At 70.2% G+C, this 13,394-nt stretch carries 13 protein-coding genes; 5 read left to right on the top strand and 8 right to left on the bottom strand.

Annotated features, from left to right (window positions below; all coding sequences use genetic code 11):
• The 7 genes from ACWDTP_RS21765 to ACWDTP_RS21735 form a co-directional block, all read right to left on the bottom strand.
• The coding region (locus tag ACWDTP_RS21765; protein WP_450023537.1) for a Mur ligase domain-containing protein at window positions 1-297 on the bottom strand (297 nt) is incomplete at its 3' end.
• Window positions 294-1,892, bottom strand: a complete 1,599-nt coding sequence (locus tag ACWDTP_RS21760; RefSeq protein ID WP_450023535.1) for a UDP-N-acetylmuramoyl-L-alanyl-D-glutamate--2,6-diaminopimelate ligase — start codon at window positions 1,890-1,892, stop codon at window positions 294-296. The genes ACWDTP_RS21765 and ACWDTP_RS21760, both read right to left, overlap by 4 nt.
• Window positions 1,893-1,923: 31 nt before the next feature.
• The gene (locus ACWDTP_RS21755) at window positions 1,924-3,843 is read right to left on the bottom strand and encodes a peptidoglycan D,D-transpeptidase FtsI family protein (protein WP_450023533.1); all 1,920 of its coding nucleotides are present in this window, start codon (window positions 3,841-3,843) and stop codon (window positions 1,924-1,926) included.
• Window positions 3,840-5,006, bottom strand: coding sequence for a hypothetical protein (locus ACWDTP_RS21750; protein ID WP_450023531.1), 1,167 nt, complete (start codon window positions 5,004-5,006; stop codon window positions 3,840-3,842). The genes ACWDTP_RS21755 and ACWDTP_RS21750 overlap by 4 nt, the downstream gene beginning before the upstream one ends.
• The gene (gene rsmH / locus ACWDTP_RS21745; RefSeq protein ID WP_450023529.1) at window positions 5,006-6,172 is read right to left on the bottom strand and encodes a 16S rRNA (cytosine(1402)-N(4))-methyltransferase RsmH; all 1,167 of its coding nucleotides are present in this window, start codon (window positions 6,170-6,172) and stop codon (window positions 5,006-5,008) included. Before rsmH ends, ACWDTP_RS21750 begins: the two co-directional genes overlap by 1 nt.
• Window positions 6,147-6,578, bottom strand: coding sequence for a division/cell wall cluster transcriptional repressor MraZ (gene mraZ, locus ACWDTP_RS21740; RefSeq protein ID WP_450023527.1), 432 nt, complete (start codon window positions 6,576-6,578; stop codon window positions 6,147-6,149). Before mraZ ends, rsmH begins: the two co-directional genes overlap by 26 nt.
• 415 nt (window positions 6,579-6,993) lie before the next feature.
• Entirely contained in the window at window positions 6,994-7,398 is a 405-nt protein-coding gene (locus ACWDTP_RS21735) for a DUF3040 domain-containing protein (RefSeq protein WP_450023525.1), read from the bottom strand.
• Window positions 7,399-7,648: 250 nt separating this feature from the next.
• On the opposite strand from ACWDTP_RS21735, the gene ACWDTP_RS21730 reads away from it, so the two are divergent.
• From ACWDTP_RS21730 to ACWDTP_RS21715, 4 genes are all read left to right on the top strand, one after another.
• On the top strand, window positions 7,649-8,245 hold the full coding sequence (locus tag ACWDTP_RS21730) for a GNAT family N-acetyltransferase (protein WP_450023540.1): 597 nt from the start codon (window positions 7,649-7,651) through the stop codon (window positions 8,243-8,245).
• A 39-nt stretch (window positions 8,246-8,284) separates the two neighbouring features.
• Window positions 8,285-8,989 (top strand): LppM family (lipo)protein, encoded by a 705-nt coding sequence (locus ACWDTP_RS21725; protein ID WP_450023523.1) that lies wholly within the window; start codon window positions 8,285-8,287, stop codon window positions 8,987-8,989.
• A gap of 112 nt (window positions 8,990-9,101) precedes the next feature.
• Window positions 9,102-10,190 carry a bifunctional (2E,6E)-farnesyl/geranyl diphosphate synthase gene (gene idsA2, locus ACWDTP_RS21720; RefSeq protein WP_450023521.1) on the top strand — a complete coding sequence of 363 codons (1,089 nt, stop codon included), beginning with the start codon at window positions 9,102-9,104 and terminating at the stop codon, window positions 10,188-10,190.
• Window positions 10,191-10,194: 4 nt separating this feature from the next.
• Window positions 10,195-11,715 carry an alpha-(1->6)-mannopyranosyltransferase A gene (locus ACWDTP_RS21715; RefSeq protein ID WP_450023519.1) on the top strand — a complete coding sequence of 507 codons (1,521 nt, stop codon included), beginning with the start codon at window positions 10,195-10,197 and terminating at the stop codon, window positions 11,713-11,715.
• Here the strand turns inward: ACWDTP_RS21715 and ACWDTP_RS21710 are convergent.
• Window positions 11,702-12,106, bottom strand: coding sequence for an Rv2175c family DNA-binding protein (locus ACWDTP_RS21710; protein WP_450023517.1), 405 nt, complete (start codon window positions 12,104-12,106; stop codon window positions 11,702-11,704). The genes ACWDTP_RS21715 and ACWDTP_RS21710 overlap by 14 nt on opposite strands.
• Before the next feature lie 36 nt (window positions 12,107-12,142).
• Here ACWDTP_RS21710 and ACWDTP_RS21705 point away from each other — a divergent pair, with 36 nt between their 5' ends.
• Window positions 12,143-13,393 (top strand): protein kinase domain-containing protein, encoded by a 1,251-nt coding sequence (locus ACWDTP_RS21705; protein ID WP_450023515.1) that lies wholly within the window; start codon window positions 12,143-12,145, stop codon window positions 13,391-13,393.
• Window position 13,394: the final 1 nt, after the last annotated feature.

The raw sequence follows: 13,394 nt of genomic DNA, 5'->3' as shown, positions 1-13,394 counted from the left end.
CCCCACCCCACTTAACAACCAGCACCCGCCAAACGAGATGCAGAACGCTGGGACTGGAGGACCGACGTGCGCACTGCCGATCCCCCCCCCGCCGCCGGCCGCCGCGGCGGCCGCGGCGAAGTCGTGCCCGTCCGAGCGGGCCCCCGGCAGGGCCAGGAATAGCCCGCCCGGTCCGATGGCGCGCGAATCGAATTCGACGGTGCCGGTGACCCGGGTCGCCTCGGCCTGCTCCGGCGTGATGTCGGCGAGTTCACCGCCGACGATCTCGGCGATCCTCGCCACGCTCAGCTCGATCATGCGTCCGGCCCCCCCGGCCCGCTCAGCGCCTCCAGCGCGGCGGCCAACTCGTCGCGGTCGTCGAACGGCCGGGTCCGGCCACCGCTGGTCTGTCCCGTCTCGTGGCCCTTGCCCGCGACCAGCACGATGTCGCCGGGTCCGGCCCAGGCCACGGCGTAGTCGATCGCGGCGCGCCGATCGGCGAATTCGGCCACCTCGGCGTCGCCCCCCGCCGCGCCTGCCGCGATCGCGGCCCGGATCGCGGCCGGATCCTCATCGCGCGGGTTGTCGTCGGTGATGACCACCAGATCGGCGAGCTCGGCGGCCACCCGGCCCATCGGCTCCCGCTTACCCGCGTCGCGGTTGCCGCCTGCCCCGAACACCACGGCGAGCCGGCCCGTCCCCGTCGCTGCGCTCGCCCTGGCACCTTCCCCCGTCGCTGCGCTCGCCTTGAGGGTCTCCAGCACCGCCCGCAGCGCACCCGGCTTGTGCGCATAGTCGACCACCGCGAGGAAATCCTGGCCGCGGTCGACGGTCTGCAGCCGCCCCGGCACCGTGGCCGCGGGCAGACCGGGCGCCGCCTGCTCCGGTGACACCCCGACCGCGTCCAGCAGGGCCACCGCCAGCGCCGCGTTGGCCACGTTGTAGGCACCGGGCAACCCGATCCCCAGTTCGTGGTGCACGCCCGCCGGATCGCACAGCGTGAACGTCTGGGTACCGGACGGATCGGCCACGATCCCCTGCACCCGCCAATCGGCGCCGGATCCCGAGGAACTCACCGTCACCACCGGCTCCGCCGCCCGCGCCGCCATCGCGGCGCCCGCCTCGTCGTCGACACAGATCACCGCGGCCAGTGCGCGATTCGGCGACTGCGGATCGAACAGCCGGGCCTTGGCCTCGAAATAGTCCGCCATGGTCGGGTGGAAGTCGAGGTGGTCGCGGGACAGGTTGGTGAATCCGCCGACCGCGAACCGCACACCGTCGACCCGGCCCTGCACCAACGCGTGGCTGGACACCTCCATCACCACGGTGTCGACCCCGCGCTCGACCATGACGGCCAGCAGGGCCTGCAGATCCGGGGCCTCGGGCGTGGTCAGCGCGCTGGGCAGATCGCCGCCGTCGATGCGGACGCCGACCGTGCCGATCAGGCCCGCCACCCGGCCCGCCGCCCGCAGCCCCGCCTCCGCCAGATAGGTCGTGGTGGTCTTGCCCGAGGTCCCGGTCACCCCGATGACCTGCAGCCGATCCGTCGGCCTGCCGTACACCACGGCGGCCAGCTCACCCAGCACCGACCGCGGCTGCGGATGGACCAGCACCGGGACGCCGATCCGGCCGGCCAGCTGCGCCGCACCGGCCGGGTCGGTGAACACCGCCACCGCACCCCGCGCCACGGCGTCGGCGGCGTAGCGGGCCCCGTGCGCGGACGAACCGGGCAGCGCCGCGAACAGATCGCCCGCGACGGCGTCCTGGCCGCGCAGCGTCACGCCCGTGACCTCCACATCGGCGGCGGCGGAGTGCTCGGAACCGGCGGACGGCACCGCCCCGACGTGTGCGGCCAGTGATCGCAGGCGGGGGTGATGGCCGGCGGGACGGCTGGGACGCGGCTTCATGGCCATGCCACAGTACCCACCGGCCCGATGACCGCCGTCAGGTCGCCTGCAGTGTCAGGGGCGGGCCCGGGTCCGGCGACAGCGGCACGTTCTTACGCTGCAGCAACCACGACGCGATGTTGTGGAACAACGGCGCGGCCGAGGAGCCCGGCGATCCGTCCGCCGCCCGCTGCGGGGCGTCCATCATGATGCCGACGACGTAGCGGGGATCGTTGGCGGGCGCCATCCCGGCGAACGTGATCCAGTAGACGTCGTTGTAGTAGCAGCCGCAGGCCGGGTTGATCTGCTGCGCGGTCCCGGTCTTGCCGGCGATCTGGTATCCGTCGACGGCCGCCTGCGGACCGGTGCCCTGCTGGGTACCCATCGGGTCGTGCTGCACGATGGCGCGGAACATGTTTCGTACCGTCTGCGCCGTCTCGGGCTTGACCACCCGGATCCCCTCGGGCCGAGGCTCCTCGGTGCGGGTGCCATCGGATCCGATGGTGGCCTTGAGGATTCGCGGCGGAATCCGAACGCCGTCGTTGGCGATAGCCTGGTACATCGCCGTCATCTGCAGCAGGGTCATCGAAAGGCCCTGTCCGATAGGCAGGTTCGCGAACGAGCTGCCCGACCACTGATCGATGGGCGGCACCAGTCCCGAGCTCTCGCCGGGCAGGCCGACGCCGGTGCGCTGGCCGAGCCCGAAGCGGCGGACCATATCGTAGAACCGCTGCGGCCCAATACGCTGGGCCAGCATCAGGGTGCCGACGTTCGACGACTTACCGAACACCCCCGTGGTGGTGTAGGGCATGACGCCGTGGTTCCAGGCGTCATTGACGGTGACCCCACCCATGTCGATCGAGCCGGGCACCTGCAGCACCTCGTCGGGATTCGACAGCCCGTACTCGATCGCCGCCGACGCGGTGATGATCTTGTTCACCGAGCCGGGTTCGAACGGTGAGGACACCGGCAGATTGCCCATCTGCCTGCTCTCCTGACGGCCGATGTCCTGACTCGGGTCGAACGTGTTGTCATTCGACATCGCCAGCACTTCACCGGTTTTCGAGTCGAGCACCACCGCGGAGACGTTCTTGGCCCCGGATGCGTCCTTGGCCTGCTGAACCTGTTGCTGCACGTAGTACTGGATGTCGTCGTCGATGGTGAGCTGCACGGTGGAACCATCGACCGCATCGTGGCGGTTGCGGTAACTGCCGGGGATCACCACACCGTCGGAGCCGCGGTCGTAGGTGACCGAGCCGTCCGAACCGGCCAGCGACGCATCCATCGAATCCTCGAGTCCGAGCAGACCGTGCCCGTCCCAGTCGATTCCGCCGACGATGTTGGCCGCCAGCGAGCCGCCCGGATACTGGCGCAGATCCTGGCGCTCGGAACCGACCTCGGGAAACTTCTCGGTGATGGCGTCGGCGACCGCGGGGTCGACCGCGCGGGCCAGGTACACGAACGACTCGTTGCCGCGCAGCTTCTTCTCCACGGTCTTGGCGTTGGGCTTGTTGTCGAGCCGGGCCGCCACTTCCTTGGCGATTTGGGTCAGCCTGCGGTCCGGATCGGGCGCCTCCGGCGATTTGGCCCTGGCCTCGGCGAGCTGTTTGCGGACCCGCAACGGCTGGAAGGTCAGCGCCCTGGCCTCGATGGTGAAGGCGAGCTTGTTGTCGTTGCGGTCGACGATGCTGCCGCGCATCGCCGGGTCGACGTCGGTGACCTTGAGCTGACTGGCCGCCTCGGCACGCAGCCCGGCCGCCCTCGGCACCTGCAACATGAACAGCTGCACGGCCGCGATGGCCAGCACCACGAAGATCACCAAGTTCCCGGTGCGGTGCCGGAACATGAACGATGCACTGCCCAAACCGATGTCGGCCGCAACACGGGTACGCCGGACCCGCGCCGAGCGGGGCTGGCCGGCCGGAACCTTCTTCGACGCCGGGTTCTGTCCCGGACGACGACCGTCGCGGCGGCTCATGCGGCGGGCCCGGGAGCGGGCCCGACGGCCGGGCTGAACTGTTCGACGGCGGCCACCGGGCCTGCGGGGATCGGCACCCCCGCCGTGGGCAGGTGCACCGGGTCGGACGGCCCCACCGGAGCCGGAGCCGGAGCCGCGGGCTCGGGCGGTGCGGGTTGCAGTACCTCCGGTGCCTCCGGTGCCTGGGCTGCGGGCGCCTGGGCTGCGGGCGCCTGGGGTGCGGGTGCCTCGGGTAGCGGCACCGCGGGGGCCTGCGGCGCGGGCTCGCCGGGGGCCGGTGCGGCGGCCGCGGGATCCGCCGGGCCGACCGTGGCGGCCATCGGCACCGGGCCGGGCGCCTGCGGCGTCGCGCCAGCCACGCCGTGCCGGCCCTGCGGTGCCGTCCCCGGCAGCTGACGGGTCTGCGGCATCCGTACCGTGAGTTCACGAGGATCGACGACGCGTGGCGCGGGCCGTGGCCGTGGTGGCGGCGGCGGTGCGGGCCGGGCCTCCGGCAGCGGCATGTTCAGCGGCGGTGGCGGGACGCCTTCGGCCGGTTTGGGTGTGCCGACCACGGTCCAGTTTCCGGTCGGATCCTGAACCAGGTGCGCGGTGTCACGCGACGGGATCATCCCGAGGTTGCGGGCGGCCTCGGCCAACGCCGGCGCGGCCTGGGCCTCCAACACATCGCGCTCCAGCGCCTCTTTCTGCTGCATCAGGTTCTGGTTGGTCTGCCTGGCATGCCCCAGCCGATAGGAGCGCTCGGCCGAGCCGGTCGAAAGCCACAGGGTGACACCGAGACCGACGCCGAGCGCCGCGATCACCAGCACCACGAACGGAACCCTGGCGATCAGCTCGCGCGGGTTCAGTTCGACCTCGGCCAGCCGAACCAGCCGGGCCGCAAGACGTTCGCGAAGCGGAGGTCGTACAACCTTGGGCGCCTTGGCCTTGCGCGCCTTGGCCCGTGCCTTGGCCTGGCTCGCACTCTTGGGCCGGGCGGGTCCGCGCCGCGGCCGCTGGATGGGGCCGGTGGCCGGCGCCGACCGCGCCGGGCGCTGATCGGGTGTCGGCCTGCGCTTGCGCGGCGGCGCCTCGCTGCCCCGCCGCGCGTTGGCGCGGGCGGGCTGGCGCCCCTTGCGCCTGCGGTCCGCGTCACGCCCCTGCTGCGGTCGCTTCACCTTCATCAGTTCCCCCTTCCCCCAACTTTTTCCAGTGCCCGCAGCCGCACCGGGGCACTGCGGGGATTACGTTCGATCTCCTTTTCGGTGGCGCGTTCGGCACCGCGGGTAACGGCCACGAACTCGGGTTCGTGGCCGGGCAGTTCGATGGGCAGCCCTGGCGGGGTCCGCGATGCGGTGGCGGTGGCGAAGACCTGTTTGACGATGCGGTCCTCCAGCGACTGATAGGCCATCACCGCGATGCGCCCGCCCTGGCGCAGAGCCGCCAGGGCGGCCGGAAGGGCGGCGCGCAGCGAGTCCAGCTCGCCGTTGACGGCGATGCGCAATGCCTGGAACGTGCGTTTGGCCGGATGTCCCCCGGTGCGGCGGGCCGGGGCCGGGATCGCCTCGTAGAGCAACTCGACCAGCTCCCCGGTCGTGGCGAAGGGACGCTCTGCGCGCCGCCTGACGACCTTGTCCGCGATCCGGCCGGCGAAGCGTTCCTCGCCGAAATCGCGCAGCACCCTGGCCAGCGCCTTCGCGTCATAGGTGTTGAGGATCTCGGCCGCGGTCAACCGGGCGTCGGGATCCATCCGCATGTCCAGCGGCGCGTCGGCGGAGTATGAGAAGCCCCGCTCGGTCTGGTCGAGTTGCATCGAGGACACCCCGAGGTCGAACAGCACGCCGTCGACCTGCCCGACGCCCGAATCGGCCAGGGCCGAGGGGATTCCGTCGTAGCGGGTGCGGACCAGGGACACCCGGTCGCCGAACGGGGCCAGCCGGGCGCCCGCGATGGCCAGGGCGTTCGGGTCGCGGTCGAGGCCGATCAGCCGCAGCCCGGGGAGGTCGGTGAGAAAGCGCTCGGAATGTCCGCCCGCACCGAGCGTGGCGTCGATGAGCACCGCCCCGGACCCGTCGTCGCCGTGGCGGGTCAACGCGGGCCGCAGCAATGCGAGGCAACGATCGAGCAGGACCGGGATATGTCCGTGATCGGGATCCGAAGCCACTTCACCACCTCCCGTTGGTACAGCCCCTGCAACGAGGTCTCTGTCCGAATCTGTGGACCTGGCGTTGGGGAAGTACGCCAGGGCCGATTCGGGCAGAGGCCGCGCTGCACGGGCTATGTCCAGGCCGCGCGCCGGATCACCGGCCGTGTCAGTCGCCGCATCAGATGATGTCGCGCAGAGTTTCATCGGTGGCCGCGGAGAAGTTCTCTTCGTGGGTCTGCTGGTACTCCTGCCAGGCTTGGGCGTCCCAGATCTCCAGGTAGTCGACCGAACCGATCACCACGCATTCCTTGGACAGGTTGGCGTAGCGGCGGTGGTCGGTCGACAGGGTGATCCGGCCCTGCGCATCGGGGTGCTGCTCGTCGGTTGCCGCGGCCAGGTTGCGCAGGAATGCGCGCGCCTCCGGATTGCTGCGCGATGCCTGCGAGGCACGCCTGGCCAGCTTCTCGAACTCGTCCCTCGGGTACACGGCCAGGCTGTGATCTTGACTTTTGGTGACCATCAACCCTCCTGCCAGTGCATCGCGGAACTTGGCGGGCAACGTGAGCCGCCCCTTGTCGTCGAGCTTGGGCGTGTAGGTACCCAGAAACATCTGGCCACCTCCCGCCACCCGGTTCGGATCCCGAGTCGCTTCGCCTGCTGCCCTCCGAACGGGGCTCCGGTTTCCCCGTTGGCCGCCACTTTACCCCACGATCCCCCACTTTGCTCCATTTGATGCCGGAAGTTGCGCCCTTCTCCCCACATTTGCCCCCCGCAGCCCACGCGAAGCGCCGTCACGGGCGCGATCTGGAGCGGCATCGATCCGAAAACCGCAGGTCGGCGCCATCCAACGACGGGTGGGGCGTGGTGGGGGAAGTGGGGCGGTCCGGTTCGGCCCGAGCCCGGTGACCGCACCCAACCAGTGCGCTGGGCGCCGTTACCGGCGTGTCGTACCGGGCGCCCGGAACCGGGACCGGGACAAAAAAAGGGGTAGCCCGTCGTGGGCTACCCCGGAACCGTCCGAGCGACTATTCGTCGAAGCGGCGGCGGAAACGATCCTCCATGCGGTTGGTGAACGACCCGCCACCCCGCTGACGGCGCTGCCGTGGTTGTGGCTTGTCTCCCGGTGTGGTGGCGCGGTCGCGTCCGTTGACCCGCGGACCGGTGATCGCAAACACGACACCGCCGAACATCACCACGAAACCGATGACCGACAGCACAGGGAAGCCGCCGATCATGGTGGCCTTGACGGCAACGCCGACAACCAGCATCGCCAGGCCCACGATGAACAGCAGCGCGCCTTGAAGCCTGCGGCGCGCCGACGGCGCGCGTAGAGTCCCACCCCGGACGCTGGAAGCGAATTTGGGGTCCTCGGCATAGAGCGCGCTCTCGATCTGGTCGAGCATGCGCTGCTCATGATCGGAGAGTGGCATTCGTCCCTCCTAGTTGCCGGCGGGTAGGCCGTCGCGTCGTCAAAAACCGGGTATGCCCGCTAACACGGGCACCTAACACTCAATGATACGAGGTCGATCCGAGCCGTACCACCTTGTTCGCTCTCGATTGTAGGCGTTCGCGTGCGGGTGGGATGGACCGGCTCACCTCCGGATAATTGCGCAGATAATGAGTTCCGGGAACCCACCCACGGACACCGAGCGCTCGGGGAAGGCAACGGCATTGGCGGCATTGGCGACCTATCTCATCGATCTGTCGCCCGAAGACATGCAACGCAGGCTCCCCGATGCGCTGCGGGTCTACGTCGAGGCGATGCGCTACCCCCGCGGCACCGAACAACAACGCGCAGGCCTGTGGCTTGAGCACACCCGACGTGCCGGCTGGAAGGCCGTCGCAGCAATCGAGGTGGCGGATTCGGATTCCGCCCCCAACAGCGACGATGTGCGCGACGCCGCGCTGGTCGGGATCGCCTACGGCTATTGCGGCGCCCCCGATCAGTGGTGGCAGCAACAGGTGATCGCCGGCCTGCGCCGGATCGGGGCCGACCCGGCCCGCATCGCCGACCTGATGGCCAGCTACTTCGAACTCACCGAACTGCACATCGATCCCGGCGCGCAGGGTCGCGGTCTCGGCGAGGCATTGGCCCGCCGGCTGCTCGCCGGGCGTGGCGAATCTCACGTCCTGCTGTCGACCCCGGAGATCAACGGTGAGGCAAACCGGGCCTGGCGGTTGTACCGGCGCCTCGGTTTCACCGATGTGATCCGTGGCTACCACTTCGCCGGCGATCCCCGACCGTTCGCCATTCTGGGGCGCGCCCTCCCGCTGTAGTCGCCGTTGGGTCGATCCGGGGCCCGCCGATCTGGCACGATGCTCAGCGTGCGCGTCCGAGGCCCCAGCCGCAGCAGCCGTCGCCGACTGCTCGCGCTGGCGATGTTGCTGTTGATCCTGCCGTTGGCGGTGGGGTGTGTCCGGGTCCGGGCATCCATCACGGTGTCGCCCGACGACCGGGTCTCCGGTCAGATCATCGCCGCGGCCAAACCCCGCGACGCCGACGACAAGGGCCCGCAGCTGCTCAACAACCTGCCGTTCGCCACCAAGGTGGCGGTTTCGGAGTACAGCCGCGACGACTTCGTCGGCTCGCAGGCCGTCTTCTCCGACCTGACCTTCGCCGAACTCCCCCAGTTGGCGAGCATGAACCGCGACGCCGCGGGCGTGGACATCTCGCTGCGCCGCGCCGGGGATCTGGTGATCCTCGACGGCCGCGTCGACCTCACCGCGATGAACGATCCGGAGGCCGACGTGCTGCTGACCGTGTCCTTCCCCGGCGAGGTGACCTCGACCAACGGCGACCAGGTGAGCTCCTCGATCGTGGAGTGGAAGCTGCGGCCGGGCATCGTGAGCACGATGAGCGCGCAGGCCCGCTACACCGATCCCAGCGCCCGCTCGTTCACCACCGCGGCCATCTGGCTGATCGTCGGCGCCCTTCTGGTCGCCGGTGTCATCGCCGGACTGGCCTGGAGCAGCCGCGACACCTCCGCCAAACCCGGCGAGCCGGTCGGTTCGAGCGACTGATTCGCCCCGACGTCCACTTCTGCTCCTCGCCGGCACATCAACGGGCGGCACGCTCTACGCTGGATGGACTCGGGGGCCAGACCGCACACACAGAAAGGGGCGGGCGCTGAGCGTGGACACCGCGGCACCGTCAGCCGCCGAGTTGGCCGCCGCCGTCACCGACGAGTTGCGTGAGTACCTTCGCGAACGTCGGAATGACTGCGCATACATCGGAATCGACTACGCCGAGCTCACCGCGGCCGTCGAGGAGTTCGTCCTGCGCGGCGGTAAACGCGTGCGCCCGGCGTTCGCGTACTGGGGCTGGCGGGCCGTGACCGAACCCCCCGACGCCCCGGCAGGCCCCGATGTGCTGCGCCTGTTCGCGGCGCTGGAACTGCTGCAGGCCTGCGCGCTGGTGCATGACGACGTCATCGACGATTCGGCCACCCGCCGCGGCCTGCCCACGGTGCACCGGCTGTTCGCCGATCGGCACCGCGACCGCAACTGGCGCGGCTCCGGCGAGCAGTTCGGCATCTCTGCGGCGATCCTGGCCGGTGACCTGGCCCTGGCCTGGGCCGACGATATCGTCGCGACGTTCGCGGCCCGCTCCGACGCCCATCCGCGGGTTCAGCGGGTCTGGAGTCACATTCGCACCGAGGTGCTCGGCGGGCAGTACCTCGACATCGTCGCCGAGTCCAGCGGGGCCGAATCGGTCGATTCGGCGATGAACGTCAACACCTACAAGACGGCCTCCTACACGGTGACCCGGCCACTGCAACTGGGCGCCGCCGCGGCGGCCGACCGGCCCGATGTGCAGAAGATCTTCCAGGGCATCGGCAACGATCTCGGGGTGGCGTTCCAGCTGCGCGACGATGTGCTCGGGGTGTTCGGCGACCCCGCGGTCACCGGCAAACCGTCCGGCGACGATCTGCGGTCCGGCAAGCGCACGGTGCTGCTGGCCGAGGCGCTGGAGCTGGCCGACAAGACCGACCCGGCGGCCGCCGAGCTGCTGCGCACCACGATCGGCACCGAGCTGTCCGAACCCCAGGTCCGCGACCTGCGCCGGATCATCGAGTCGGTCGGCGCGCTGGCGGCGGTCGAGGAGCACATCGACATGCTCACCCGGCGCGCCCTCGACGTGCTGTCGGCCGCCCCGGTGCACGTCGCCGCCAAGACCGGCCTGGCCGAGCTGGCCCGATTGGCTGCCAACCGGTCGGCATAGGAGCATGACGACCCCAACCGAATCCCAGCCTGCCACCGGGCCGGCCGGGCACATCTCCCGCCTGGCCGCGTTCACGGTGTCACCGCAGGCCCGCCCGGCCCGGCTCGGGTGCGTCGGCGCGATACTGCTGACCATCGGCGGCCTCGGCGCGGGCAGCACCCGCCTGCACGATCCGCTGCTGGAATCCCTGCACCTGTCCTGGCTGCGGTTCGGCCACGGCCTGGTGTTGTCGTCGGTGCTGCTGTGGACCGGCCTCGCCGTGATGCTGATGGCGTGGCTGTGGCTGGGCCGCCGTGTGATCGACCGCACCGCGACCGAGTACACCATGGTGGTGACGACGGGGTTCTGGCTGGCCCCGCTGCTGCTGAGCGTGCCGCTGTTCAGCCGCGACACCTACTCCTACCTGGCCCAGGGGGCGCTGCTGCGCGACGGGCTCGACCCGTACCTGGTCGGCCCGGTGGAGAACCCGAACTCCTTGCTGGACAACGTGAGTCCGATCTGGACGACGACGACGGCGCCGTACGGCCCGGCCTTCATCCTGGTGGCGAAGTTCGTCACCATCCTGGTCGGCGACAACATCGTCGCAGGCACCTTCCTGCTGCGCCTGTGCATGCTGCCCGGCCTGGCCCTGCTGATCTGGGCGGCACCGAGGGTGGCCCGCCACATCGGCGCCAACGGGGCCGCGGCGCTGTGGATCTGCGTGCTGAACCCGCTGGTGATCGTGCATCTGATGGGCGGCGTGCACAACGAGATGCTCATGGTCGGGCTGATGATGGCCGCGATCGCGCTGACCTTCGCCCGCCGCCCGGTATGGGGCGTGAGCCTGATCGCGGTGGCGGTGGCGGTGAAAGCCACCGCCGGACTTGCCCTTCCGTTCCTGGTCTGGGTGTGGATGCGCCAGCTCCGGGACCGGCGCGACCTAGCGCCGGTGCGTGCCTTCGCGATCGCCACCGCGGCCTCGGTGCTGATCTTCGCCGCGGTGTTCGCGGTGTTGACGTTGCTGGCGGGCGTCGGGCTCGGCTGGCTGACCGCGTTGGCCGGATCGGTGAAGATCATCAACTGGCTGAGCGTGCCCACCGCGGTCGCCAACCTGATCAACGCCGTTGGCGGCCTGCTGTTTCCGGTCAACTTCTACGCCGTGCTCGAAGTGGCCAGGATCATCGGCATCGCGGTCATCGTGATCGCCCTGCCGCTGCTGTGGTGGCGGTTCCGGCACACCGACCGCGAGGCGCTGACCGGCATCGCGCTGGCCATGATGGTCGTGGTGCTGTTCGTTCCGGCCGCACTGCCCTGGTACTACAGCTGGCCGCTGGCGGTCGCCGCGGCGCTGGCCCAGACCCGCCCGGCGATCGCCGCGATCGCCGGGTTCTCCACCTGGATCATGGTGATGTGGAAGCCCGACGGCGCGCACGGCATGTACTCATGGGCCCATGTGCTGCTCACCACGGCATGCGCTGTGGTGGCCTGGTATTCGCTGTCGCGGGCACCCGAGCCCGGGCCGGAACCGGCGCCTAGTACGCCATAGCCTGGGCCCGGCGGACCACCTCGCGCGCCTGGTGCGAATGCAACGCGTCGACCGGGCGGACATTGGTCTGGTGCTCGGTGCCGCCGTCGCGGGTGATGGTCAACGACGGGTCGCGAGCGAACAACCACCGCACGATCTCGGTGTTGCGGTAACCACCGTCGTGCAGCACGACGAGGAGCCCCGGCAGGGTCTTGACCACATGCCCGGTCTCATCGAAGAAGATCTTGGGCACCACCACCGCACCGTCGCGGCGGACCGCGATCAGATGCCCGTCGCGCAGCTGTTGGTGCACCTTGGTGACCGGGATGCCGAGCAACCCGGCGACGGCAGGGAGGTCGTAAACCGCCTCGGCGGGGTCCAGAACGTCATCGGCGGCCGGAATGCTACTCACCGCACCGATTCTATGACGCCGGGCCGGACTCGTAACATGTGTTCGGTGGAGCACCAATCGGATCCGTCGGTCGGCACCGTGCTGGACGGGCGATACCGCGTCGACACCCTCATCGCGACGGGCGGTATGTCGACGGTGTACAGCGGACTCGATCTGCGCCTCGACCGTCCGGTCGCCCTGAAGGTGATGGATTCCCGCTACTCCGGCGACGCGCACTTCCTGACCCGCTTCCAGCGGGAGGCCCGCGCCGTGGCCCGGCTCAAGAGCCCCGGCGTGGTCGCGGTCTACGACCAGGGTGGCGGCGGTGCGGGCGGACCATCCCCCTTCCTGGTCATGGAGCTGATCGAGGGCGGAACCCTGCGGGAGCTGTTGGACGAACGGGGGCCGATGCCCCCGCACGCGGTCGCCGCGGTGCTGCGCCCCGTGCTCGGCGGGCTCGGGGTGGCCCACCGCGCCGGGCTGGTGCACCGCGACGTCAAACCCGAGAACGTGCTGATCTCGGACGACGGCGAGGTCAAGATCGCCGATTTCGGGCTGGTCCGCGCGGTCGCCGACGCCAAGATCACCTCCACCAGCGTGATGGTGGGCACCGTGGCCTATCTGTCGCCCGAGCAGGTCGAAACCGGTGACGCGGACCCCCGCAGCGACGTCTATGCGGCCGGCATCCTCACCTACGAACTGCTCACCGGGACCACGCCGTTCACCGGAGACTCGGCGCTGGCCGTGGCCTATCAGCGGATGGACAACGACGTCGCCCCGGCCAGTTCGGTGATCGCCGGGGTACCACCGCAGTTCGACGAGCTGATCCGGCGGGCCACCGACCGGGATCCCGCCGGCCGCTTCGCCGACGCCGACGAGATGAACCGGGAACTCGCCGATATCGTCGAGGAACTCGGGCTGCCCGCGTTCCGGGTTCCCGCGCCGCGCAACTCCGCCCAGCACCTGGCCGCGAGCCGGTTCCGCAGCCGGCCCGACACCGGTACGGCCGCGACCACCGAGCCGCCGGGCCCGGCGGCCGATGTGCCGCCACCGGAGCGGTCACCGAGCCAACCGACCCGCGAGATCACCCGCGAGCGCCACGATTGGGCCCCCGCCCCCGATCGAGTACAGGACGAATATCCAAGTGCGCCAAGTCAGTTCGCCGGGATCGAGCTGTCGGAGTTCCACTGGGCGCGCCAGCGCGCCAAACGCACACTGCTGTTCTGGGTGATCGGGATGCTCACCCTGGCCGGCCTGATCGCCGCCGGGGCGTGGACGCTGGGCAGCAACGTCGCCACCCTGATCTGAG

This window comes from Mycobacterium sp. NPDC003449 (assembly GCF_053588415.1).
The sequence above is the reverse complement of the archived record's forward strand: the minus strand, read 5'-3'. Positions and strand labels throughout refer to the sequence as shown.